This window comes from Nocardioides sp. LHD-245 (genome assembly GCF_030929495.1).
Lineage (GTDB): Bacteria > Actinomycetota > Actinomycetes > Propionibacteriales > Nocardioidaceae > Nocardioides.
The window spans coordinates 22,005-45,661 of sequence record NZ_JAVFWN010000004.1; the positions used below are offsets into that span (position 1 = coordinate 22,005).

The window sequence follows — 23,657 nt, forward strand, 5'->3', positions numbered from 1 at the left end:
CGTACGGGGCCGTCAGAAGGTGACGACGGTCCGGGCGGCGGTGGCGCCGTCGATCCCGTCCAGCGCGGCCGCGAGGCCGTCGATCGAGACGGTGGCGCCCTGTAGCGCGTCGAGGTCGAGCCGGCCGGAGAGGTACAGCTGCGCGTAGAGCGGTACGTCGACCCGCAGCCGGGTGCCGCCGAGCCGCGAGCCCTGCAGCCGCTTCTCGGCGAGCAAATCCGACGCCGGGATGGAGACGGCGTCGCCCGGCCGGGCGAGGCCGACCACCGTGGCCGTGCCGCGGGTGCGCAGCATGGCGAAGGCCTGGGCGATGGTGGCGGGGAGACCGACCATCTCCAGCGCGTGGTCGACGCCACCGGTGAGGTCGAGGACGGCGGCGACCGGGTCGGTCGTGGCCGCGTCGACCACGTCCGTGGCGCCCATCCGGAGCGCGAGGTCGAGCTTCTCCGGCATGCGGTCGACAGCGACGATCCGGGACGCGCCGGCGAGCACGGCGCCCTGCACCGCGCTGAGCCCGACGCCGCCGCAGCCGATGACGGCGACGGTGTCGCCGACCCGGACGGCGGCGCTGTGCCGTACGGCGCCCAGGCCCGTGATCACGGCGCACCCGAGGAGGGCGGCCTTGTCGAGGGGCATGTCCGCCGGGACCTTCGCGACGCTGGACGCCTGGACGAGCATCTCCTCGGCGAAGCTGCCGATCCCGACGAACTGGGTGACGGCCCGGCCGTCCAGGGTGAGACGGGGTGATCCGTCGGCGCGGGTCCGGCGCAGGTCGGTGCAGTGCTGGGGATGTCCCTGGCTGCACCAGGGGCAGGTGCCGCACGACCCGGCCGGCGCCACGACGACGTGGTCGCCGGGTGCGATCCCGGAGACGTCGCGGCCGACCTCGACGACGATGCCGGCCGCCTCGTGCCCGAGCACGGCGGGCAGGCCCAGCGCCGGGTTGCCTCCGGTCTGGCCGTGGCGGTCGGAGTGGCAGATGCCCGTCGCTGCCGTGCGGATGCGCACCTCCGCGGCGAGGGGCGCTTCGACGTGCACGTCCTCGAGCGCCACCTGCTGATCGAACCCGTGTAGTACCGCAGCCCTCACGCCGAGCGTCCTCTCTCTTGCCTCTGTGATGGACGTTACCGTAGATTGCTGATCATCAAAACCATGGATTGACCCGGATTGACCCCGATTGACCCCGAGGGAGGACAGACGCGTGGCCGCGATCGACGTCGAGACCAGAGGACCCCACGGCAACGTCCGGTGGATCACCATCAACCGTCCCGACCGGCTCAACGCCTACGACCTCGACATGGCGCGGACGATGATCGCGGCCTTCGAGGACGCCGCGGCGTACGACGCGGTCGTGCTCACCGGTGCCGGCGGAGCCTTCTGCGCCGGGGGCGCCCTCGACCAGCTCGGGGAGCCCGATCCCGAGCAGCTGCGCTCGCTCTTCACCGGCTCGCTGCGGCTGGTCGACGCGATCCGGTCCTGCCCGCGCCCGGTGATCGCCGCGGTGGACGGAGCCGCGGCCGGCGGCGGCAACGAGCTCGTCGTCGCCTGCGACTTCGCGATCGCCACCGAGCGCTCGACGTTCGGTCAGACCGGGCCCCGCGTCGGCTCCGCGCCGGTGCTCGGCGCCACGAACCTGATGGCCGTGCAGATCGGCGAGAAGCGCGCCAAGGAGATGGCGATGCTCTGCCGTCGCTACTCCGCCCAGCAGGCGCTGACGATGGGCCTGATCAACGAGGTCGTGCCCGACGGCGCCCTGGCCGGGGCCGTGGATCGGTGGCTCGGTGAGATCGAGCGGCTGAGCCCGCGCTATCTCGAGATCGCCAAGATCAGCTCCAACCAGTGGTGGAACGCCTCCAAGGACAACATGAGCGCCGGGCTCGGGATGCTCATCCAGGCCATCGGCAGCGAGGACATGCTCGAGGGCGCCAACGCCTTCCTCGAGAAGCGCAAGCCCGACTTCCGCGCCGCGCGGCGCGCCCAGCAGAAGCCGACCGAGAAGGACGACCAGTGAGCATCCGTCACTACCGCGACCTCCAGCCCACCTTCGCCGACCGCGCCCAGTGGGCGCTGCCGACCGTGCTGCGTCATCATGCCGCCGAGCGCCCCGATGCGGTCTGGCTCGACTGTCCCGAGGAGGGGCGCACCTGGACCTTCGCCGAGACGCTGGCGGCCGCCGAGCGCGTGGGCCGGAGCCTCCTCGCCGCGGGCGCCGAGCCGGGCGACCGGGTGGTCCTGGTCGCGCAGAACTCCTCGCAGTTCGTCCGGACCTGGGTCGGCACCGCGGTGGCCGGGTTGGTGGAGGTGCCGGTCAACACCGCCTACGAGCACGACTTCCTCGCCCACCAGGTGAGCACCGTCGAAGCCACGCTCGCCGTCGTCGACGACGTCTACGCCGCCCGCTTCGTCGCTATCGCCGAGGCGGCCAAGTCCATCCGCAAGTTCTGGGTCATCGACACCGGCGCCCGCGACGAGGCGCTCGAGACACTGCGCGCGGCCGGCTGGGACGCTGCGCCGTTCGAGGAGCTCGACGAGGACGCCGGCGCGCCCGGAGTCGTCGACGGCGCGATCGCGCTGCCCGACGTACGCCCGCAGGACCTGGCCTCGGTGCTCTTCACCTCGGGGACCACCGGGCCCAGCAAGGGCGTGGCGATGCCGCACGCGCAGATGTACTTCTTCGCCGACGAGTGCGTCTCGCTGGTCCGGCTCACCGCCGACGACGCCTGGATGTCGGTCACGCCGCTCTTCCACGGCAACGCCCAGTTCATGGCGGCCTACCCGACACTCGTGGCGGGCGCCCGCTTCGTCACCCGCAGTCGGTTCTCCGCGAGCCGCTGGGTCGACCAGCTCCGCGAGAGCCGGGTCACCGTCACCAACTTCATCGGCGTGATGATGGACTTCATCTGGAAGCAGGACCGGCGCGAGGACGACGCCGACAACCCGCTGCGTGTGGTGTTCGCCGCGCCGACCGCCGCCACGCTGGTGGGTCCGATGAGGGAGCGCTACGGCATCGAGGCCTTCGTGGAGGTCTTCGGCCTGACGGAGACCTCCGCGCCGATCATCTCGCCGTACGGCGAGGACCGCCCCGCCGGGGCCGCCGGTCTCGCGGCGGACGAGTGGTTCGACGTCCGGCTGGTGGACCCGGACACCGACGAGGAGGTCGCCATCGGGGAGATCGGCGAGCTGGTCGTGCGACCGAAGGTGCCGTTCATCTGCTCGATGGGCTACTTCAACATGCCGGACAAGACCGTCGAGGCGTGGCGCAACCTGTGGTTCCACACGGGGGACGCGCTGCGCCGAGACGAGAACGGCTGGTTCTACTTCGTGGACCGGTTCAAGGACGCCCTGCGCCGCAGGGGCGAGAACATCAGCTCCTACGAGATCGAGACGTCGATCCTCGCGCATCCCGCGGTCGTCGAATGCGCGGTGATCGCGGTGCCGGCCTCCAGCGAGGCCGGGGAGGACGAGGTGATGGCCTACGTCATCACCGGCGGCGACGCGTCGCCGCCCACCGCCGAGGAGCTGTGGGCCCACTGCGACGTCCGGATCCCGTCCTTCGCCGTGCCCCGCTTCCTCCGCTTCGTCGACGAGCTGCCGAAGACGCCCTCGCAGCGGGTCCAGAAGGCGAAGCTGCGCGCCCTCGGCGTCACCCCGGACACCCACGACCGGGAGGGCTGAGCCGTGCACCCCTACCGAACCGTCCTCTTCGTCCCCGCGCACAAGCCGGAGTGGGCTGTGAAGGCACTGGCCTCGGGCGCGGACTGCGTGGTCCTCGACCTCGAGGACTCGGTGCCCCACGACCTCAAGCACGAGGCCCGTGCGACGGTGCGCGAGACCCTGCCGAAGCTGCGCGCCGAGCGGCCGGAGGTCGGCCTGTTCGTGCGACCCAACGCCCTCGCCACCCGGCTCGCCGGCGCCGACCTGGAGGCCGTCGTGTGTCCGGAGCTCGACGGGATCTTCGCCCCGAAGATCAAGGACGCGACCGACGTGCTGCGCTGGGAGACGCTCATCGACTGGTTCGAGGCGCGCAACGGCGCCGAGGGCCTGGAGATGATCGTGCCGGTCGAGATGGTCGACGCGATCACCAACTGCTTCGAGATCGCCGCGGCCTCGCCACGGGTCGGCGCGATGATCGGACCGACCTCCGAGCACGCCGACATCGCCCGCGCCGTCGGCTTCCGCCAGTCCCCCGAGGGCTCGGAGACGTTGTACCTGCGCAGCCGGATCCTGCTCGCCTGCCGACAGTACGGTCTGCACCCCCTGACCGCCCTGTGGGAGGACCTCGCCGACCTCGACGGCCTGCACCGCTTCGCCGACTACGGCTTCCAGCTGGGCTTCCGCGGGATGATCGCGATCCACCCCAGCCACGTGCCGGTGATCAACGAGGTGTTCACGCCCTCGGACGAGGAGGTCGCCTACTACGAGGACCTCGTCGCCACCGTCGACGCGGCGGTCGCGCGGGGCGAGGGTGCGATCCGCTTCCGCGGCCAGCATGTGGACCTCGCGCACGCCGACAAGGCCCGTGACTGGCTCGAGCACGCCCGGCTGGTGCGCGGGGGGACGCCTGCCCGATGAGGGCGTTCGTCCTGGACCGGGACGGCTGGCGGCTCACGGACGTACCTGACCCCCGCCCCGCGCCGGGGCAGGTCGTGGTCCGTACGACGGCCGCAGGGCTGTGCCACTCCGACCTGACCCTGGCGAGCAGGTCGGCCGACGAGCAGCGATTCGCCCTGCCCGTCGTGCTCGGCCACGAGCTCGCGGGCACGGTGGTCGCCCTCGGCGCCGGCGTGACCGACGGCGGGGACATCGCGATCGGCAGTGCCGTGGTGGGCTACGGTCCCCGCGGCTGCGGTCGCTGCGCCGCCTGCGCGACGGGCGCGGAGAACTACTGCCGTGCGCCCGGCTCGCGGCTGCCGCCGGGACTCGGGGCGGACGGAGCCCTGGCCGAGCTCGTCGCCGTCGACCTGGACCATCTCCTCCTCGCGACGGGCGTCCCGCCCGCGCAGGGCGCGGCGCTGACCGATGCCGGCCTGACCGCCCTGCACGCCCTCGGCCGTGCCCTCACCGCGGTCGGCCTGCCGCCCGACGAGGTCACCGTCGTGGTCCTGGGGATCGGCGGGCTGGGCCATGTCGCGGTCCAGCTCGCCCGACGCGCCGGCGCGTCCGTGATCGCGGTCGACCGGCTGCCCGCCAAGCGCCGACTGGCCGAGCGGCTCGGGGCGGACCACGCGCTGCCGGCCGACGCGGACCTCCCCGGCGCCGTGCGCGAGCTCACCTCCGGACGCGGTGCCGACGTGGTGCTCGACCTGGTCGGCTCCGGACCGAGCCTGGCCCAGGCGGCGGACCTGGTCGGCGTCAACGGCGTGATCTCCGTCGTCGGTGTGGGCAGTGGCCGTCTCGAGGTCGGCATGCACGCGCTGCCGCTCGGCGTCCGCACGGACCTGCCGTACTGGGGCACGCGGCCCGAGCTGGCCCGGCTGCTGGAGCTGGCGGCCGCCGGCGAGGTCCGCGTCGAGGTCGAGGAGGTCGCGCTGGACGAGGTCGAGACGGCCTACGCGCGCCTCGCCGCCGGCGCGGTGCTGGGGCGCGCGGTCGCGGTCCCCGGCGCCGGAATTGCTTGACCGGTGACCGAAATCACTGATAAGGATTATATCGATCATCAGCGCTAGGAAAGGTGCCGCCCATGTCCACAGGTCTGACGAGAGGGCGGCGCCGCGGCGTCGTCCTGGCCGCTCTCACGACGGCGGTGCTCGCCCTGGCGGCCTGCTCGGGATCGTCGGCGACCGAGGAGACCAACGCGGGCGGTGAGAGCATCGAGTACGGCGCCGACCGGGCGGCGTACGTCGAGGCACTCGCCGACATGGAGCCGGTGACCCTGGCCATGCAGTCCACCGGTCCCAAGGGCTCGGCGACCGGACGGCGCTTCGAGGACTACGCCTCCGTCGTCGAGGAGTGGTCGGGCGGCAAGATCTCCTTCGACCTCACCTACTCCAACGGCATGGCGCCGCCCGACGAGGTGCACCTCGCCCTCGCGGACGGCCGGCTGGACGTCGGATCGGTCATGCCCGCCCTCATCCCGGACGAGCTGCCGGCCGCCAACGTGCTGGGCGACCTCAGCCACCTGGGTCGACAGACTCCCGTGGACTGGATGCTCCAGTGGCACGGGATCATGCTCGACATCGCCGCTGCGGCCGACGACGTCGACCGCGAGTACGAGGAGCACGGCATGAAGCTGCTGCTGCCGGCCTTCGGATCGGGCGCCTACATGCCCTACTGCACCGACCCCGGCGCCTCCGCCGATGCGCTCGACGGTCGCGGCATCGCGAGCCAGAGCAAGGTGCAGAACCGGGAGGCCGATGCGCTGGGCCTCGCGCCGACGTCGATCAGCTACGCCGAGATGTTCGAGGGCCTGCAGCGTGGTGTCATCGACTGCGCCTTCAGCACGGTCACGGGTGCCGCGCTGGGCGGGTTCATCCCGGCGGCGCCGCATGTGGCCTACGCCGAGGACGAGGGGTTCAACTCGCCGGCCGGCACGATCGCGATCAGCCTGGCCCGCTGGAACGAGCTGCCGCTGGCGGCCCAGCAGCTCATGTTCGACCGGCTCGACGTGCTCCTGCAGGCCAACTTCGAGGGTGCCTGGGAGAACACCGCCGCGGCCGTCCAGGCGGTCCTCGACGCCGGCGGCGAGCTGGCTGCCTTCGACGACGATGCCGTGGCCCGGCTGGCCGCCGTCCACTCCACCGTGGAGGAGGAGGTCGCCGGCAGCGACGCGGTCAGCGACGGCCGGGCACTGGTCGACGTCGCCACGCAGGCCGAGGAGGAGTGGGCGAACCGGATCGACGAGCTCGGCATCGACGGCGTCGGCACGTCCTACGAGGACTTCCCCGCGTGGTACGCGCGGGGAGTGCCGGACCTGCAGCCGTACTTCGACGCCCTGTGGGACGGCGCCATGGGCGAGCGGCGTCCGTCGTGAACTTCGACGTCGACCCGGTCCACGACGACATCCGGCAGGGGATGCGCGACCTGTGCGCGAGGTTCCCCGACGAGTACTGGGCCGCCAGGGACGAGCTGCACGAGTTTCCCTGGGACTTCTACCGCGCCGTCACGGACGCCGGGTGGCTGGGCCTGACCATCCCCGAGGAGTACGGCGGCGGCGGGCTCGGCGTCACCGAGGCCGCGATCGTGGAGCGCGAGATCTCCGCGTCCGGCGCCGGGATGGGCGGGTGCAGCTCGGTCCACATCGGGATCTTCGGCTTCGAGCCGATCCTGCGCCACGGCAGTGAGGACCTGAAGCAGCGCTTCCTGCCACGGGTGCCGAAGGGCGACCTGCAGATCTCGTTCGCGGTCACCGAGCCCGATGCCGGCACGGACACGACCAACCTGTCCACCTTCGCCCGCAAGGTCGACGGCGGGTGGCTGGTGTCGGGCAAGAAGGTCTGGATCTCCAACGCCCAGCAGGCCGAGCGGATGCTGCTCCTGGCGCGGACCACGCCCAAGGACCAGTGTGCTCGTCGGACCGACGGGCTGACGGTCTTCTTCGCGCCGGTCGACCGGGACCGCGTGACGATCCGGCCGATCCCCAAGATGGGCCGCAACTCCGTCGACAGCAACGAGCTGTTCATCGACGACCTCTTCGTCGCCGACGAGGACGTCGTCGGCGAGGTCGGCCGGGGCTTCGAGGTGATCCTCACCGGCCTCAACGCCGAGCGGGTGGTCGCCGCCAACGCGATGGTCGGGATCGGAGAGGCGGCGCTGCGCCGCGGCGTGCGGTATGCCCAGGACCGGGTGGTCTTCGGCCGCCCGATCGGTCAGAACCAGGGCCTGTCGTTCCAGCTCGCGGAGGCCAAGATCCGGCTCGAGGCCGCCGACGCGGTGCTGCAGAAGGCGACCTGGCTGGTCGACCGGCAGCGGCCCTGCGGCGCGGAGGCCAACTACGCCAAGTGGCTGTGCGCCGAGGCGGGCTTCTACGCCGCCGACGTGGCGCTGCAGGTGCACGGCGGCATGGGCTACAGCAAGGAGTTCCACGTCGAGCGGTACTTCCGCGAGGCCCGGCTGATGCGGATCGCCCCGATCAGCCAGGAGATGGTGCTCAACTACGTCGCCGAGCACGTGCTCGGCCTGCCGAGGAGCTACTGATGCGCGGCCTGTACTTCGAGGAGTTCGAGATCGGGAAGGTCTACCGGCACGCCTTCCGGCGCACGGTGACCGAGATGGACAACGTCCTCTTCACGTCGTTGACCATGAACGTCGCTCCGATCCACCTCGACGCCGAGCATGCGAAGACCACGATCCACGGCCGTCCGCTGGTCAACAGCCTGTTCACCGTGGCGCTCATCGGGGCGTTCCACGTACCCGAGCTGACGATGGGGACCACGCTGGGCAACCTCGGCTACGAGGAGATGCGCTTCCCCGCGCCCGTCTTCCACGGCGACACCCTGCGCGGGGAGACCACTGTCGTCGACAAGCGGGAGTCGGCCAGCCGGGACGACTCGGGGATCGTGTGGTTCGAGCACCGCGGCTACAACCAGGACGACGTGCTCGTCATGACCTGCAAGCGGGCCGGACTGATGATGCGGCTCCCTGCCGACGGCACGGCGTTCGGAGAGTGAGCGCTTCGTGACGGAGCAGCACGAGGGCCGGTACCCGCACGTCTTCACCCCGATCACCATCGGGACGATGCGGCTGCGCAACCGGATCATGGTTCCGCCGCACGGCTCCGGGATCGGGAACCTGTGGGGCACCGACGCCGAGGCCGAGACCCACATGGCCTACTGGGAGTCGCGGGCGCTGGACGGCGCGTCCTGGATCGACGGCGTACGCGGCCGGGTCCGCAACCCCGTGATCCCCGGCTTCGACACGGGCGGCTACGGCGCGGAGACCATCGGCAACTACCGGCAGCCGAACTACGTCGAGCGGGTCCAGGAGCTGGCCCACCGGCTGCACCGGGCCGGGGTGGTGGTCACCAGCCAGCTCACCGTGATCGGCGGGGTGCCGCAGTCACCCGGCCGGGTGCTCAGCTCCCCGCTCACCAACGCCCGGCCGCACGTGATGTCGACCGCCGACGTCGCCGAGTACGTCGAGGAGTACCGGTTCAGCGCCACCCGCGCCCGCGAGGCCGGGCTCGACGGCATCGAGCTGCACCTCAACCACGACGACATGCTCGAGTGGTTCCTCTCGCCGCTGACCAACGACCGCACCGACCGCTACGGCGGGTCCCTGGAGAACCGGGCCCGCTTCGCGGTCGAGTCGCTGCGGGCCGTCCGCGAGGCGGTGGGCTCGGAGCTGACCGTCGGGGTCCGGTTCAACCTGCGCGAGGAGATGCCCGAGGGCTACGACGAGGGCGGCGGTGTCGAGGTGGCGCAGCTGCTCGAGGCGACCGGCCTGGTCGACTACCTGCACGCGGTGGTCGGCTCGCCCTGGGGCGACCCCAGCTACATCCAGTCCCAGCACTACGACGCCGCGCAGTGGGCCGAGCTGGCCGGACGGGTCCGCAAGGAGGTCTCGCTGCCGGTGGTCTACGCCGGCCGGGTCAACACCGTCGCGGTGGCCGAGCAGGTGCTGGCCGCCGGCCACGCCGACGTGGTCGGCATCGCGCGGGCCTACCTCGCCGAGCGCGATCTGCTCGCCAAGGCGCGTGCGGGCCGCGAGGACGAGATCCGCCCGTGCGTGGGCGGCAACGACTGCATCAGCCGGCAGTACGCCGAGGGCCTGCCGTTCTCGTGCGCGGTCAACCCGCACGTCAAGACCGAGGCGCAGGGCCGGTGGGGCGAGGGCGACCTCGGCGTCGCCGCGTCGCCGCGCAAGCTGCTGGTGATCGGTGGCGGACCGGCGGGCCTCGAGCTTGCCGCGCTGGCCGCGGAGAGCGGACACCAGGTGGCGCTCTGGGAGGCCGGTGAGCGGCTCGGCGGCCAGCTCGCGACCGTCGCCAACGCGCCCACCTTCGACAAGTACGGCGAGTACCTCACCTGGCAGGAGGCGCGGTTGGCCCGGCTCGGGGTGGACGTGCGTCGGGCGACGACGGCCACCGTGGAGTCGGTGGTCGCGGCGGAGGCCGAGGTCGTCGCGGTCGCCACCGGCGCACGACCGCACCGGCCGGTGCTGCCGGGAGTCGACCTGCCGCACGTCGTGGACGCCGCGGACGTGCTGGGCGGCACCGCCACCGTGGGCGACCGGGTGCTGATCATCGCGCGCGACGACCACCTGCCGCCGCTCACCGTCGCTGACCTGCTCGCCGGCCAGGGCCGCCAGGTCACCCTGGTGTACGGCGCCCAGCAGCCCGGCCAGCAGCTCGGTCGCTACATCCTCGGCGGCGTACTGGCGCGGCTGCACAAGCAGAAGGTGGAGTTCCGCCACCTCGAGGAGGTGCGGGCGATCCACGCCGACGGCGTCGACGTACGACACGTCTACACGTTCGAGTCGCAGCGGCTGTCCGGCTACGACACCGTCGTGCTCGCCTGTGGCGCGGACAGCGACGACACCCTGTTCCAGCAGCTCCAGGGCAAGGTGCCCGAGCTGCACGTGCTCGGCGACGCGTACGCGCCCCGGCGGCTGTCGTTCGCGACCCGCCAGGCCTACGCGCTCGCCGAGGTGCTGGCCGGCCACCCCGAGGTGGTCGACGGTCGTTGGTCACCGTCCCCGGTGGAGCGGATCGGATGAGCGCCCGCACCGCCCTCGTCGTCGGCGGCGCCGGCGCGATCGGAGCCGCCTGCGTGCGGGCCCTCACCGCCGACGGGCTGAGGGTGGTCCTGGCCGACCTGGACGAGTCCGCTGCCGGTCAGGTCGCGGAGCGCACCGGCGCCGTCGGAGCGGTCGGCATCGACGTCACCTCCGCCGACAGCGTCCGCGACGGCGTACGGCGTGCCGTCGAGATCCTGGACGGCCTCGACGTCGCCGTGAACCTCGCCGCCATCGGCGGCCCGCCCGTTCGGTTGCACGAGTACGACGACGCCGGCTGGGAGCGGGTCGTCGACGTCAACCTCAACGGCACCTTCCGCTGCCTGCGCGAGCAGGTGGGGGCGATGCTCGGGACCGCGGGCGCCGCTGCCGGTGCCGGTGCCGGTGGCAGCATCGTGGTGGTCTCCTCGGTCGGTGCCGGCGTCGGGTTCGCCGGCGCGGCCGCCTACTCGGCCACCAAGCACGCACTGACCGGACTGACCCGATCGGCTGCGCTGGAGTACGCCGGGGACGGCATCCGGATCAACGCCGTCGCGCCCGGCTTCGTGGACACCGGGCTGCTGCGCTCTCGCCGTACGGACGAGGAGATCGCCCACCTCGAGTCGGCCCACCCCCTCGGCCGGCTTGCCACGGTCGAGGAGGTCGCGGCCGTGGTCGCCTTCCTCGCCTCTAGCGCAGCCGGCTTCGTGACGGGCTCCTGCTACGGCGTCGACGGTGGCTTCCTGGCCGGCAACGCGAACCTGCTGAACCGTCCCGAGTAGCCCAGCCGCCCGCGCCCCGTGCGGGCGTCTCGATACCGCACCTGCGCTCGTTCAGCGCTGCGGCGCTACTCGACGACCACGCGGACTCGGCGTTCTAGGCTCTTCGGTGGAAGCGGATGTCGCCGTCGGGCAGGGTGTCATGGTCATAGACCTGGTCATGGATCCGGTGATGATGAAACCCGCACAACAAGATCCCGTTGCCCAGGCTCGTCACCCCACCCAGCGCCCACGGTTGCAGATGATGGGCCTCGCACCACCGAGCCGGGATCGTGCACCCCTCACCCCGACACACCGGATCACGCAACCGCAGCGCCCTGCGGATCGCCGTGCTGAACAACCGCTGCTTGCGACCCAGGTCCAGGACCTCGCTCTCCCCGCCCAGGACGGCGGGGATGACGCCCCCCGTGCACGCCAACCGCCGCGCCTCGGCCGCAGAGATGTCCGTGGTGCCCGTTGGCGACAGCGGGTTCGTGGTCGTCGCCGCCCCCATCCCCGACAACAACTGCTTGATCCCGATCGTCACGACCACCGACGTCGCGTCCCCGCCCTGGTCGGGCAGCTTCGACGGGTCCAGGTGCTCCAACAGGCGACGGAACGCCTCGGCCAACTGCCGGTGTCGCGGCAACCGCACCACATCCGGGTTCGACCCCGCACCGTCGTTCCCGACGTCGTGCTGGTCGCGCTGGTTGGGGTGGCGGGGATTGGTCCACCCGTCCAGGTACGTCTCGAACCGACCGGCGACCGCATCGGCGACCCGAAGATGGATCTTGGTGGTGCCGTCGCCGACGGGGCGGAACCGCACCGAGGCCTTCTCCTCCGCATGCCGCTCTTGCTCCGCCAACCGCCGCGCGTCCTCGGCGTCGGCGATCTCGGGAGCCGAGACATGCAGAATCGCCCGCCCCAACCGGCGCAGCTCGGCGGGACCGAAGTCCGCGGCCAACCGGATCAGGTCCGCCTCCGCCTGCTGTTTCACCGCGACCCCGACCCGGTCGGGCAGGTCATCGACACAAGCGGTGATGACCCGCACCTGCTCCAGGTTCACCCCACCCTTGGCGAGCGCGGCAGCGGTCGCGGTGAACCGATCCGCCACCACAGAGGCCAGCCGCTCCTCGGCTCGCACCCGGGCGGGGTCGGCATGCACGGCTTTGGCGAACCAGCCCGCCACATCGCGCGACCCGTGGCTCTCCGCGACGTCACCGGCGACCGCCAGCGTGCGCAGCCGCAGCTCCACGACCTGCGCCTCCAGGCCCGCGAGCTCGGTCAGCAACCGCTCCTTCTCCCCCGTCGAGAGGTACAGCGGCTGCATGTCCCGCACGCCGGCCAGGGCCTCCCGCGACACCGCCACCGCAGCCGCCAACGGAGCAGGCGGTGACTGGATGAGGGACATCGGAGCGGCCTTCCCGATCGGCTTCGGCGTACGCCGATCCTCTCAAGCGGCTCCGACACGAAGGCCCTTCTCACACTGAGCTGTGGAGACAGGCTCGACTCTGACAGGGGTCTCGACAGGCTCGACCTACGGTTGGCGTCAGGGATAGCGGGCGACGAGGCGGCCGGTGACGTCACCCCGGCGCAGCCGGTCGAGCGCGGCCGGGATGTCGTCGAAGCCGATCGGCTCGAGGGCGGGGGAGAGGTCGCCCGAGGCGAACATCTCGTACACCGCGGCGATGTCCTCGACGGTCCCGCCACGGGAGCCGAGCAGGGTGACCTGCTTGAGGATCAGGGCGTTGGTCGAGATCGTCGACTCCAGGCGACCCATCCCGACCTGCACCACGCGCCCGAAGTCGCGCACGGTCTCGATCGCGGCGGCGGTGGTGGTGCCGAACCCGGCGAAGTCCACGATCAGGTCGAGACCGACGTCGGCGAAGGCGGTGACGTCGGCGGCGACCTCGGTGACACCGAGCTCGCGCGCCATCGGCCACAGCGACTGCTTGGGCTCGGCGGCGTACACCTCCGCCCCGCGGAGCACCGCGATCCGCGCGCCCACCTGCCCCAGGCCGCCGAGGCCGATGATGCCGACCTTGTCGCCGGCGGCGACCTCGCCGCGCACCACCACGGCCCGGTACGGCGCCCGGCCGGCGTCGGTGCCCGCGGCGGCCAGCTCGAAGGAGAGCCCCTCGGGGACGCGGACGAGGTCGGGCGGGTCCGCGACGACGTACGGCCCGTAGCCGCCGTCGCGGCCGAGTCCTGGCCGGGTGCTGCCGGCGGGGTTCACGGCGACCCGGTCGCCGACGGCCCAGCCGTCGACCCCGACCCCGACGGCGGCGATCACGCCGGCGACCTCGTGGCCGAGGGTCAGCGGGAACGGACCGAGCCGGGCGGTCCAGGTGGCGTCGTCGAGGATCCCGACGTCGGTGTGGCACAGGCCGGCCGCGCGCACGGCCACCAGCACCTCGCCGGGACCGGCGACCGGCTCGGGGAGGTCGGTCAGGCGCAGCGGCTCGCCGGTGCCCGTCATCTGCCAGGCACGCATCGTCGCGCTCAGCGGCCCGTCCAGCGGGGCGCGCGCTTCTCGACGAAGGCGAGTGCGCCCTCCTGGGCGTCGGCGGACTCGCGGACCGGGTTCACGAAGGCCTCCTGACGGTCGAACATCTCGGTCAGCGGCCAGTCGGCCGACCGGACCAGCACCTGCTTGGAGGCGGCGAGGGCGAGGGGCGCGTTCGCAGCGACCTCGTCGGCGAGGTCGAGCGCGGCGGCCAGCGCCTGCCCGGGCTCGGTGAGCCGGTTGACCAGGTGGACCTCGGCAGCGTCGGGTGCCGGCCACATGCGCCCGGTCAGGACCAGCTCCATCGCCAGGTGGTACGGGATCCGGTGCTGCAGGCGCAGCAGGCCGCCGGCCGCGGCGGTGAGGCCGCGCTTCACCTCGGGCAGCCCGAACCTCGCCGCGGACGAGGCGACGACGAGGTCGCAGGACAGCACGATCTCGAAGCCTCCGGCGAGCGCGTAGCCCTCGACGGCGGCGATCACGGGCTTGGTCGGCGGTCGCCTCACGATGCCGGCGAAGCCGCGACCCTCGACGACGGGGCGCTCGCCGCGGGCGAAGCCCTTGAGGTCCATGCCCGCACAGAACGTGCCGCCGGCGCCCGTGATCACCGCGACGCTGAGGTCCGCGCGGTCGTCCAGGAGCTGGAGCGCGTCGGCGATCCGGTGCGCCATCGCCATGGACATGGCGTTCTTCGACTCGGGCCGGTTCATGGTCAGCACGAGGACGCGGCCCCGCTCCTCGACGAGCAGGTCGGTGTCGGTCACGATGCTCTCCTCCGTGGTCATCGCGGGCTCATCCGGATCGCGCCGTCGAGGCGGATCGTCTCGCCGTTGAGGTAGGGGTTCTGGACGATCTGCTCGGCGAGCAGGGCGAACTCGTCGGGCTGGCCGAGCCGGGCGGGGTTCGGGACCTGCGCGCCGAGGCCGTCCCGGATCTCCTGCGAGAAGCGGGCCAGGATCGGGGTGTCGAAGACGCCGGGCGCGATCGTGTTCACCCGGATGCCCTTGGTGGCCAGGTCCCGTGCGGCGACGAGAGTCATCCCCACGACGCCGGCCTTCGCCGAGGCGTAGGGGATCTGGCCGATCTGGCCCTCCCATGCGGCGACCGACGCGGTCAGCACGCACACGCCGCGCTCGCCGTCGACCGGCTCGTTCGCGGCCATCCGCGCGGCCGCCAGGCGCAGCACGTTGAAGGTGCCGACGAGATTGATGTCGATCAGCTGCCGGTAGAGGTCGAGGTCGCCGGCCGAGCCGTCCCGGTTGACGAGGCGGACCGTGCCGCCCTTGCCGGCGCAGTGCACCAGCGCCCGCAGGGGGCCCCGCTCGACGGCCAGGTCGAGCGCGGCGTCGACGCGCTGCGCGTCGGTGACGTCCGCGGCCGCGTACGATCCACCGACCTCCTCGGCGAGCTCCTTGCCGAGCTGCTCGTTGAGGTCGAGGACGACGACATGGGCGCCCGCGCGGGCCAGTCGCCGCGCGGTCGCGGCGCCGAGGCCGGACGCGCCGCCGGTGACGAGGACCGAGGCTCCGGTGAGGTCCACAGTGTTCTCCTTCGGGTGGGCGGGCTCAGAGCCGCTCGAGGATGGTGGCGTTGGCCATGCCGCCGGCCTCGCACATGAGCTGGAGGCCGAGGCGCTGGTCGTTGTCCTCCAACGCGTGCAGCAGGGTGGTCATCAGCCGCGCTCCGGACGCGCCGAGGGCGTGACCCAGCGCGATCGCACCGCCGCGGGGGTTGACCCGCGCGGGATCGACGTCGAACTCGGCCTGCCACGCGAGGGGGACCGAGGCGAAGGCCTCGTTGAGCTCGATGTGGTCGAGGTCGCCGACCGAGAGTCCGGCCCGCTCCAGCACCCGATGCGTGGCGGGGATGGGGCCGGTCAGCATGAGCAGCGGGTCGTCGCCGACCACCGCCATGCTGTGGATCCGCGCTCGGGGGGCGAGCCCGAGCTGCTCGGCACGCTGGGCGGACATGAGGAGCAGGGCGCTCGCCCCGTCGGTGATCTGCGAGGAGTTGCCGGCGGTGACCGACCAGTCGATCTCGGGGAAGCGGGCGCCGAGCTCGGCGGTCTCGAAGACCGTCCTCAGCCCGGCCAGCCGCTCGGCGGTCGTGCCGCGGCGGATCGTCTCGTCGCGGTCCACGACACCCGCCGGTGTCGTGACTGCGATCACCTCGCGGTCGAACGCCCCCGAGTCCTGCGCCGCCGCTGCCAGCTCGTGGGAGCGCACGGCGTACTCGTCGAGCTCGGTGCGGGAGAGCTTCCAGCGAGCGGCCACCAGCTCGGCGGCGACCCCCTGGGACACCAGTCCGGGGGCGAAGCGCTCGGCCACCCGCGCGCCGTACGGGTCGGCGCCCATCCGGGCCGAGCCCATGACGACCCGGCTCATGGACTCCACGCCGCCGGCGACGATGACATCGGCCTGGCCGGACGCGATGGCCTGCGCGGCGAAGTGCACGGCCTGCTGGCTCGACCCGCACTTGCGGTCGATGGTGGTCGCCGGGACGTGCGGGGGCAGGCCCGCGCCCAGCCAGGCCATCCGGCCGGGAGTGGCGGACTGCTCGCCGACCTGGGACACGCAGCCGACGATCACGTCGTCCACGGTCGCCGGGTCGAGGGCTGGGGAGCGGTCGAGCAGGGTCTCGATCGTCTGGGAGAGGAGGTCGACGGGGTGGAGGCCGGCGAGCGCACCGTCGGGCTTGCCCCGACCGCTGGGCGTGCGTACGGCATCGACGACGACGACGTCGGAGAGGTAGCGTCCAGTCACCCCTAATGCTTATCATGATATTCATCAAGTGTCACGAGGCCTTGACATCCGCCCGGGTGACGAATCTAGGATAATGATTACAACCGTGAAGGAGGATGTCGTGCCGAACGACGAGTACGCGGAGGTCCGGCGGCTCGCCGCTCAGGTCGCCCGCGACGTGTACGGGCCGGTGGCCGAGGAGATGGACGTCAACCGCACGCCCGTGTCCCGCGAGCAGCGCATGCAGCTGGGCGAGCTCGGGTTCCTCGGCATCGCCCACCCCGAGGAGTACGGCGGCTCCGGTGCCCCGCTCGCCCAGGCGCTGGTGGTGGTGGAGGAGTTCGCCAAGGTGTGCCGTCCGGCGGCCTTCCAGATCTTCGAGGCCAACACCGGCCCCGCCCAGGTGGTCAACCACCTCGGCACCGAGGAGCAGAAGCGGCGGTGGCTCCCGGCGATCATCTCCGGCGAGCGGACCATGGCCGTCGGCATCTCGGAGCCCGACGCCGGCTCGGCGGCCACCGACATGCGCACGACCGCGAAGGTCACCAACGGCACCGTCGTGGTCAACGGCAACAAGCGCTGGATCTCCAACGGCGGCGAGGCCGACCAGTACGTCGTGTACTGCCGCCTCTCCGACGCACCCGGGGCCAAGGGCATCGGCGCGGTCGTCGTCGACAAGGGGGCACCCGGCTTCTCGTTCGGAGCCAGTGAGCGCCTGATGGGCTTCCGCGGCATTCCCTCGGCCGACCTCTACTTCGACAACGTCGAGGTGCCCGAGTCGAACATCATCGTTCCCGCGGGCGGCTTCGGCAGGCTCTTCGGCGTCTTCTCCATCGAGCGGATGGGCAACACCACCATGAGCCTGGCGATCGGGCAGGCTGCGCTCGACCGGACGCTCAAGTACGTCGAGGAGCGCGAGCAGTTCGGCAAGCCGCTCATCGAGTTCCAGAGCATCCAGGTGATGGTCGCCGACATGGTGCTGCAGGTGGAGGCCGCGCGCCTCCTGCGCGACCAGGCGGCCGCGTCGGTGGACGCGCGGGGCATGCCCGACGCGCTCAAGGTGTCGCTCGCCAAGTGCACGGCCAACGAGATGGCCAAGCGGGTCACCGACCTCGCCATGCAGATCCACGGCGGCAACGGCTACACCGAGGAGTACGGCATCGAGCGGCTCCACCGTGACGCCCACGGCTGGGCGATCGCCGGTGGCACGCCCACCATGCAGCGCATCCGGATCGTCTCCGAGGTGCTCGGCCGCAAGTTCGACCAGCGCCGCTGATGATCACCGGCCGACCCGTGACTGCCGCGGACGCGGCAGGGAGGATGGACCCATGTTCGACCTGACCCCGGAGCACCGGGAGATCCAGGCCGCGGCACGCGCGCTGGCCGCTGCCGTCGAGCCGTTCGCCGACGAGGCGGACGAGTACGTCGAGGTGCACCCGAAGGTGCGCGCGCTGCTCGCCGAGAGCGGGCTCGCCCGCCACGTCGTCCCGGCGCAGTACGGCGGCGTGAGCGAGGTGCTCGACCCGCTCACCATCGCGGTGGTCCGCGAGGCGCTGATGTACTCCTCCGCCCACCTGGACTCGATGTTCGGGATGCAGGGCGTCGGCAGCTACTCGCTGTCGGTCGGCGGCTCGGACGAGCTCAGGGCGCAGTGGCTGCCGAAGGTCGCCTCGCTCGAGGCCATCGCGGGCCTGGCGCTGACCGAGCCCGACGTCGGCTCGGACCTGCGCGCGGTCTCCACCACGATGGTGGTCGACGGTGACGAGCTCGTCGTCAACGGCAGGAAGTCGTTCATCACCAACGGCGGCGCGGCCGACTTCTACTGCACCCTGGTGCGCGAGGGCGAGGGCTGGTCGATGGTGCTCGTGCCCGCCGGCAGCGCCGGCCTGAGCATCGAGCGCGGCGCGGACCTCATCGCGCCCCACATCCTCGGCGAGCTCACCTTCACCGACGTCCGGGTGCCGTCCGGCAACCGCCTGGGCGTGCCTGGCAAGGCGTTCTCCCTCATGCTCCAGACCCTCGCCGTCTTCCGCGTCACCGTGGCCGCGTCCGGCGTGGGCCTGGCCCAGGCGGCTCTCGACGAGGCGAAGGCGCACGCGCTGGCCCGTGAGCAGTTCGGCAAGCCGCTCATCGAGCTCGGTGCCGTCGCGCAGAAGCTCGCCCAGTCCTGGACCGACGTCGAGGCCGCGCGCGCCTTCGTCTACCGGGCGGCGGCCCTGGCCAAGAGCGATCCGCTGGGCCACCTCGACTACTCGTCGATGGCCAAGGTGCATGCCACCGAGGCGGCCGCGGCCGTCGTCGACCGTTCGGTGCAGACGATGGGTCGCTTCGGCCTGGTCCGTGGTTCGAAGATCGAACGGCTCTACCGCAACGCGCGGCCGCTGCGCGTCTACGAGGGCGCGACCGAGGTGCTGCTCGACTCGCTGGCCCGGCGCCTGGCGAAGGGTGCCCGCTGATGGATCTCCGGCTCACCGGCACGGTCGTCCTCGTCACCGGCGCGAGCCGCGGTCTCGGCGCGGCGATGGCGATCGCCCTGGCGAGGGAAGGGGCGTACGTCGTCGCCACGGCGCGCTCCGAGGACAGCCTCGCGGAGGTCGCCGCGCAGGGGGAGGGCCGGATCTCGACCATCGCGGCCGACATGCGTGACGAGTCCTCGGTGCGGGCGATCGTGCCCGAGGTGATCGGGCGGCACGGCCGGGTCGACGGCCTCGTCAACAACGCCGGGATCGCCCCGGCCGGCAAGTTCGCCACGCAGGACCCCGCGGTCTGGACGGACGCGCTCGCCGTCAACGTGGTCGCGCCGATGCTCCTCGCGCAGGCGGCCGGAGTCCACATGATCGAGCAGGGCGGCGGCCGCATCGTCAACATCGCCTCCACGACCGGACTGCGGGGCAAGCCCTACCTCGTGCCGTACTCCACCTCCAAGGGGGCCGTGGTCCGCTTCACCGAGGCGCTCGCCGCCGAGTGGGCGGCCAAGAACGTGCAGGTCAACTGCATCGCCCCCGGAGCGTTCGTCACCGACGCGCAGAAGGCGGTGACCGAGTCGCCGGAGCTGCACGCCAAGCGGATCGCGAAGATCCCCGCCGGCCGGATGGCGGACCCGTCCGAGCTGGTGCCGCTGGCCTGCCTGCTCGTCTCCCCGCTGTCGTCGTTCACCACCGGAGCGACCTTCGTGGTCGACGGTGGCGAGTCCGGCAAGCTCTGAGAACACGTTCTGAGCTCCCGCACGTCCTCCTCGAAAGGCATCCCGCGTGATCATCGACGCCCACGCCCACGTCTGGCCCGACCGGATCGCCGAGATCGCCCTGTCGGCCAACCGCCTGCCTGATCTGCGCGCCCGGGGCGACGGCACGGTCGGCGGACTGACCGCCGACATGGCCGCCAGCGGAGTGGAGATCAGCTGCTGCCTGGGCATCGCCAACGAGGCCCGGCACGTCGACTCCGTGAACCGGTTCGTCGCCGGCCTGACGTCCGACGCCCGCTTCGGCTTCGGGACCGTCCACGTCGGCCTGTCGGTCGAGGAGAACCTCGCCAGCCTGAGGCGCCACGGCATCCGCGCCGTGAAGATCCACCCGCTGTTCCAGGGGTTCGCCCTCGACGACCGACGGCTCTGGGAGATCTTCGAGGCGATGGGGGAGGAGTTCGCCGTCATCACCCACGTCGGCGAGGGCGGCTCGCCCGAGGCCAACCGGCTGTCCAGCCCCGCGATGATCCGCGACATCGCGGCCCGGTTCCCCGGACTACGGCTGATGGCCTGCCACTTCGGCGGCTACAAGATCCTCGACCACGCCGAGGAGATGCTCGCCGGCGCCGACGTCGTGCTCGAGACCAGCTGGCCGCCCAGCCTCGCCACGCTGCGTCCCGAGCGGGTCCGCGACCTGATCCGCAAGCACGGCGCCGAGCGCATCGTCTTCGGCTCCGACTGGCCGATGACCAGTCCGGCGGAGGAGATCCGCGCGATCGGCGGGCTCGGGCTGAGCGACGACGAGACGAAGAAGGTCCTCGGCGGCACGCTCGCCCGGGTGCTGGGGCTCGACTCGCCCTGGGCCTAGGGCGAGGACGCGGTCGCTCAGGCGCCGTTGCCCCACACGATGGGGGCGGCGAGCACGTCGGGGAACTTCCGCTCGGCGTACTTCAGGTACTGCTGGACGTGGTCGGCCATCGCCTCCGCGGACCGGGCCGGATCCCGCTCGGCGATGGCCTCGTAGATGCTCAGGTGGGCCTTGTGGACCGCTGCCCGGCGTACCTCGGGGTAGTCGATGCCGATCGCGGAGCCGTCGAGGATGCCCAGCAGCGCGTCGACCAGGTAGCCGAACATCGCGTTGCCCGAGCCATGGGCGATGACGTCGTGGAAGCGCTTGTTCTCCTCCAGGAACACCGACTGGTCGTCGAGATGGGCGTGCATCGTGTCCACACTGAGCTTCAGGCCGGCGAGCTGCTCCTCCGACATCCGCTCGGCCGCGAGCTGGGCCATCATCGGCTCGAGGCCGCCCCGCGCCTCGGCGATGGTGCGGAACGGCGCGTTGGCGAACTGCAGCAGCAGGGTCAGCGAGGTGGCCAGGCTGGTGGAGTCCGGGTGTTGCACGACAGGACCGCCGCCGGGTCCCGGCTTGAGCGAGATGACTCCCTGGAGCTCGAGGAAGCGCAGGGACTCCCGCAGCGTCCCGCGCCCGACCTCGTACTCCTCGAGCATGATCCGCTCGGGCGGCAGGCGGTCGCCGACGGTGTTGCCCCGCCGGTTGATGTCACCGACGATGCGCTGCGCGAGCAGCATCGCCGTCTTCTGGGGACGCATCGGAGCCGTGGTCATGGGTTCACCTCTGTGGTCGCCGTGGCCGGCGTGCCGGAGCTCGGCGGGTAGGGCTGAATCATAGTCAGGGATTGGGAGCCTCGTCGCGGAACCGCTGCCGCGACGGCGAGCCGCCGCACGGCCGCGACGATCTCGGAGCGCGCCGTCCGCGCGCCCGCCGACGCGGCGGTGAACCGCAGGAAGCCGTGGCACAGGTCGGCGTGCCGGTCCACCGTCACCTCGACGCCGGCGCCGTCGAGCGCGGCGGCGAAGGCGGCACCCTCGTCGTGGAGCGGGTCGTGACCGGCGAGGACGAGATGGGTCGGCGGCAGGTCGCCGACGTGCTCGGCGCGGAGCGGCGCGAGGTCAGGTGTCGGCTCCGGCCGCGCGTGCCCGGAGACGTAGTGGGTGAAGAACCAGCGCATGTCGGCCGCGCCGATGGGGAACGCGGTGGCCCGCGTGCGGTACGACGGCGTGCTGTCGGGCAGGTCGAGGACGGGGTAGACGAGGAGGAGGAAGGAGGGGGCGCTCGTCGCGCGCAGGGCGAGCGCCGCGGCCAGGTTGCCGCCCGCGCTGTCCCCGCCCAGGCCGAGCGGGCCGTCGTACGCCGCCGACGCCCACGTCCATGCGGCGGCGAGGTCGTCCAGGGCGGCAGGGAACGGGTGCTCGGGCGCGAGGCGGTAGTCCACGCTCACCACCCGCACGCCCGCGTCGCGGGCCACGAAGCGGCACAGCTCGTCGGCGTAGTCGAGGTCGCCGGTCACCCAGCCGCCGCCGTGCGCGTAGACGAGGGTCCCGGACGGCGTGCCGGGCGGCTCGTAGACGCGGACCGGGACCGGGCGACCGTCGCCCGGGGGCAGGTCGGTCACCGGACCTGCCGGTCCGTCGACACACAGCCGGTTGCCCGCGACGACACGCTGGCGGGCCTCGGCGGGGGTGAGGTCGACCATGGGCACGTTGCCCGCCGCGGCGTCCCGGAGCGCCGCGAGGCCCGGCTCCAGGTCAGCCACCGACCACCCCGGCGACGCGGAGCTCCGCCAGCTCGTCGGCCGACAGGCCGAGATCGGTCAGCACCTGGGTGGTGTGCTCGCCGACGGCCGGGACGCCGTCGTAGGACGGCCCGTCGTAGGAGCGCAGGTGGAGGATCGGGCCGGGGACCAGCGCGTCCGGACCGAGGGGGCTGCCGGTGAGAGCGGTGAGGGTGCGCTGGGCGAAGTGCGGATCGGCGACGATGTCGCTGGAGTCGTTGACGGCGGCGGCCACCACCTCGTACTTGTCGAGGATGGCGAGCACCTCGTCGCGGGGGCGCTGCCCGACCCACTCGACGACGATCTGCTGCAGCGACTCGTTGTTGGCCATCCGGGCGACGTTGGTGGCGTAGCGCTCGTCCGTCTGCAGGTCGATGCGGTCCATGGCCTCGAACAGCCGCATCGCGATCGCCTGGTTCGAGCCGGCGATCGAGAGCCAGCCGCCGTCGCCGGCCTGGTAGATCCCGCGCGGTGACGCGGCGCCGGACGCGTTCCCGTGGCGCTGCATGATCTCGCCCGACGCCGTGTAGTTGAGGACGGCGTCGCCGAGGATGAACATCAGTGGCTCGTAGAGCGCGACGTCGACCTCGCTGCCCTCGCCGGTGCGGCCCCGGTCGAAGAGCGCCATCGCGGTCCCGTAGGCCGCGGAGATGCCGGCGATGGAGTCGGCGAAGCCGAACGGGGGCGCGGTCGGCGGCGTGTGCGGCCAGCCGTTGAGGAAGGCGTAGCCGCTCGCGGTCTCCGCGACCGTGCCGAAGCCCGGGCGCTCGCGGTACGGCCCGGTCTGGCCGAACCCGCTGACCCGGGTCATGACGAGGCCCGGGTTGACGGCGCGCAAGGCGTCGTACGACAGGCCCCATGCCTCCATCCGGCCCGGCCGGAAGTTCTCGATCAGCACGTCCGCCTCGGCCACAAGGCGCTGGAGCAGGTCGCGACCCTCCGGGCGGCGCATGTCGATCCCGACCGATCGCTTGCCGCTGTTGAGACGCGCGAAGCCGATCGCGGTGCCGTCGTGGGCCGGTTGCCACTGGCGGGCGAAGTCGCCGTGCGTCGGGTCCTCGATCTTGATCACCTCGGCACCGAAGTCGCGCAGCATCCGGCCGGCGGTCGGGGCGGCGTACATGGAGCCGGCCTCGATCACCCGTACTCCGTGGAGGGGCCCGTGGGTCGTCGTCATCGTCGTCG

At 72.2% G+C, this 23,657-nt stretch carries 22 protein-coding genes; 13 read left to right on the forward strand and 9 right to left on the reverse strand.

Annotated elements, in window-relative coordinates; translation table 11 throughout:
• Nucleotides 1-12: 12 nt before the first annotated feature.
• Nucleotides 13-1,053, reverse strand: coding sequence for a Zn-dependent alcohol dehydrogenase (locus RB608_RS07420; RefSeq protein ID WP_308087170.1), 1,041 nt, complete (start codon nt 1,051-1,053; stop codon nt 13-15).
• 148 nt (nt 1,054-1,201) lie between these two features.
• Here RB608_RS07420 and RB608_RS07425 point away from each other — a divergent pair, with 148 nt between their 5' ends.
• The 9 genes from RB608_RS07425 (at nt 1,202) to RB608_RS07465 (ending at nt 11,432) form a co-directional block, all read left to right on the forward strand.
• Nucleotides 1,202-2,011, forward strand: a complete 810-nt coding sequence (locus RB608_RS07425) for an enoyl-CoA hydratase-related protein (RefSeq protein ID WP_308087171.1) — start codon at nt 1,202-1,204, stop codon at nt 2,009-2,011.
• Nucleotides 2,008-3,675 carry an AMP-binding protein gene (locus tag RB608_RS07430; RefSeq protein WP_308087172.1) on the forward strand — a complete coding sequence of 556 codons (1,668 nt, stop codon included), beginning with the start codon at nt 2,008-2,010 and terminating at the stop codon, nt 3,673-3,675. Before RB608_RS07425 ends, RB608_RS07430 begins: the two co-directional genes overlap by 4 nt.
• Before the next feature lie 3 nt (nt 3,676-3,678).
• Nucleotides 3,679-4,572, forward strand: a complete 894-nt coding sequence (locus tag RB608_RS07435) for a CoA ester lyase (protein WP_308087173.1) — start codon at nt 3,679-3,681, stop codon at nt 4,570-4,572.
• Nucleotides 4,569-5,618 (forward strand): zinc-binding dehydrogenase, encoded by a 1,050-nt coding sequence (locus RB608_RS07440; RefSeq protein ID WP_308087174.1) that lies wholly within the window; start codon nt 4,569-4,571, stop codon nt 5,616-5,618. The genes RB608_RS07435 and RB608_RS07440 overlap by 4 nt, the downstream gene beginning before the upstream one ends.
• Nucleotides 5,619-5,680: 62 nt before the next feature.
• The gene (gene dctP / locus RB608_RS07445; RefSeq protein WP_308087175.1) at nt 5,681-6,970 is read left to right on the forward strand and encodes a TRAP transporter substrate-binding protein DctP; all 1,290 of its coding nucleotides are present in this window, start codon (nt 5,681-5,683) and stop codon (nt 6,968-6,970) included.
• Nucleotides 6,967-8,133 carry an acyl-CoA dehydrogenase family protein gene (locus tag RB608_RS07450; protein WP_308087176.1) on the forward strand — a complete coding sequence of 389 codons (1,167 nt, stop codon included), beginning with the start codon at nt 6,967-6,969 and terminating at the stop codon, nt 8,131-8,133. The genes dctP and RB608_RS07450 overlap by 4 nt, the downstream gene beginning before the upstream one ends.
• Entirely contained in the window at nt 8,133-8,606 is a 474-nt protein-coding gene (locus RB608_RS07455; RefSeq protein ID WP_257430325.1) for a MaoC family dehydratase, read from the forward strand. The genes RB608_RS07450 and RB608_RS07455 overlap by 1 nt, the downstream gene beginning before the upstream one ends.
• A 7-nt stretch (nt 8,607-8,613) precedes the next feature.
• Complete coding sequence (locus RB608_RS07460) at nt 8,614-10,653, forward strand: FAD-dependent oxidoreductase (protein ID WP_308087177.1); 2,040 nt, start codon at nt 8,614-8,616, stop codon at nt 10,651-10,653.
• Entirely contained in the window at nt 10,650-11,432 is a 783-nt protein-coding gene (locus tag RB608_RS07465; RefSeq protein WP_308087178.1) for an SDR family oxidoreductase, read from the forward strand. The genes RB608_RS07460 and RB608_RS07465 overlap by 4 nt, the downstream gene beginning before the upstream one ends.
• Before the next feature lie 94 nt (nt 11,433-11,526).
• Here RB608_RS07465 and RB608_RS07470 read toward each other — a convergent pair whose 3' ends face one another.
• The 5 genes from RB608_RS07470 to RB608_RS07490 form a co-directional block, all read right to left on the reverse strand.
• Complete coding sequence (locus RB608_RS07470; RefSeq protein ID WP_308087179.1) at nt 11,527-12,819, reverse strand: DUF222 domain-containing protein; 1,293 nt, start codon at nt 12,817-12,819, stop codon at nt 11,527-11,529.
• A gap of 138 nt (nt 12,820-12,957) precedes the next feature.
• Nucleotides 12,958-13,902, reverse strand: coding sequence for a zinc-binding dehydrogenase (locus RB608_RS07475; protein ID WP_308087180.1), 945 nt, complete (start codon nt 13,900-13,902; stop codon nt 12,958-12,960).
• 8 nt (nt 13,903-13,910) lie between these two features.
• Nucleotides 13,911-14,699 carry a crotonase/enoyl-CoA hydratase family protein gene (locus RB608_RS07480; RefSeq protein ID WP_257430329.1) on the reverse strand — a complete coding sequence of 263 codons (789 nt, stop codon included), beginning with the start codon at nt 14,697-14,699 and terminating at the stop codon, nt 13,911-13,913.
• Complete coding sequence (locus tag RB608_RS07485; RefSeq protein ID WP_308087181.1) at nt 14,696-15,454, reverse strand: SDR family NAD(P)-dependent oxidoreductase; 759 nt, start codon at nt 15,452-15,454, stop codon at nt 14,696-14,698. Before RB608_RS07485 ends, RB608_RS07480 begins: the two co-directional genes overlap by 4 nt.
• Nucleotides 15,455-15,479: 25 nt before the next feature.
• Nucleotides 15,480-16,676, reverse strand: a complete 1,197-nt coding sequence (locus RB608_RS07490) for a thiolase family protein (RefSeq protein WP_308087182.1) — start codon at nt 16,674-16,676, stop codon at nt 15,480-15,482.
• Nucleotides 16,677-16,761: 85 nt separating this feature from the next.
• Between RB608_RS07490 and RB608_RS07495 the strand changes: the two genes are divergently transcribed.
• From RB608_RS07495 to RB608_RS07510, 4 genes are read left to right on the forward strand one after another with little or no spacing between them, the layout of a single operon-like run.
• On the forward strand, nt 16,762-17,931 hold the full coding sequence (locus tag RB608_RS07495) for an acyl-CoA dehydrogenase family protein (RefSeq protein WP_308087183.1): 1,170 nt from the start codon (nt 16,762-16,764) through the stop codon (nt 17,929-17,931).
• A gap of 52 nt (nt 17,932-17,983) precedes the next feature.
• The gene (locus RB608_RS07500) at nt 17,984-19,111 is read left to right on the forward strand and encodes an acyl-CoA dehydrogenase family protein (RefSeq protein WP_308087184.1); all 1,128 of its coding nucleotides are present in this window, start codon (nt 17,984-17,986) and stop codon (nt 19,109-19,111) included.
• Nucleotides 19,111-19,860 (forward strand): SDR family NAD(P)-dependent oxidoreductase, encoded by a 750-nt coding sequence (locus RB608_RS07505; protein ID WP_257430334.1) that lies wholly within the window; start codon nt 19,111-19,113, stop codon nt 19,858-19,860. The genes RB608_RS07500 and RB608_RS07505 overlap by 1 nt, the downstream gene beginning before the upstream one ends.
• A 46-nt stretch (nt 19,861-19,906) precedes the next feature.
• Complete coding sequence (locus tag RB608_RS07510) at nt 19,907-20,707, forward strand: amidohydrolase family protein (protein ID WP_308087185.1); 801 nt, start codon at nt 19,907-19,909, stop codon at nt 20,705-20,707.
• Between the two features lie 17 nt (nt 20,708-20,724).
• On the opposite strand, the gene RB608_RS07515 is transcribed toward RB608_RS07510, so the two are convergent.
• From RB608_RS07515 to RB608_RS07525, 3 genes are read right to left on the reverse strand one after another with little or no spacing between them, the layout of a single operon-like run.
• The gene (locus RB608_RS07515) at nt 20,725-21,465 is read right to left on the reverse strand and encodes a FadR/GntR family transcriptional regulator (protein WP_257430336.1); all 741 of its coding nucleotides are present in this window, start codon (nt 21,463-21,465) and stop codon (nt 20,725-20,727) included.
• A complete protein-coding gene (locus tag RB608_RS07520; protein WP_308087186.1) occupies nt 21,462-22,454 on the reverse strand; it encodes an alpha/beta hydrolase fold domain-containing protein in 993 nt (330 codons plus the stop codon). Before RB608_RS07520 ends, RB608_RS07515 begins: the two co-directional genes overlap by 4 nt.
• Nucleotides 22,447-23,649: a CaiB/BaiF CoA-transferase family protein gene (locus tag RB608_RS07525; RefSeq protein ID WP_308087187.1), complete on the reverse strand. Its 1,203-nt coding sequence runs from the start codon at nt 23,647-23,649 to the stop codon at nt 22,447-22,449. The genes RB608_RS07520 and RB608_RS07525 overlap by 8 nt, the downstream gene beginning before the upstream one ends.
• Nucleotides 23,650-23,657: the final 8 nt, after the last annotated feature.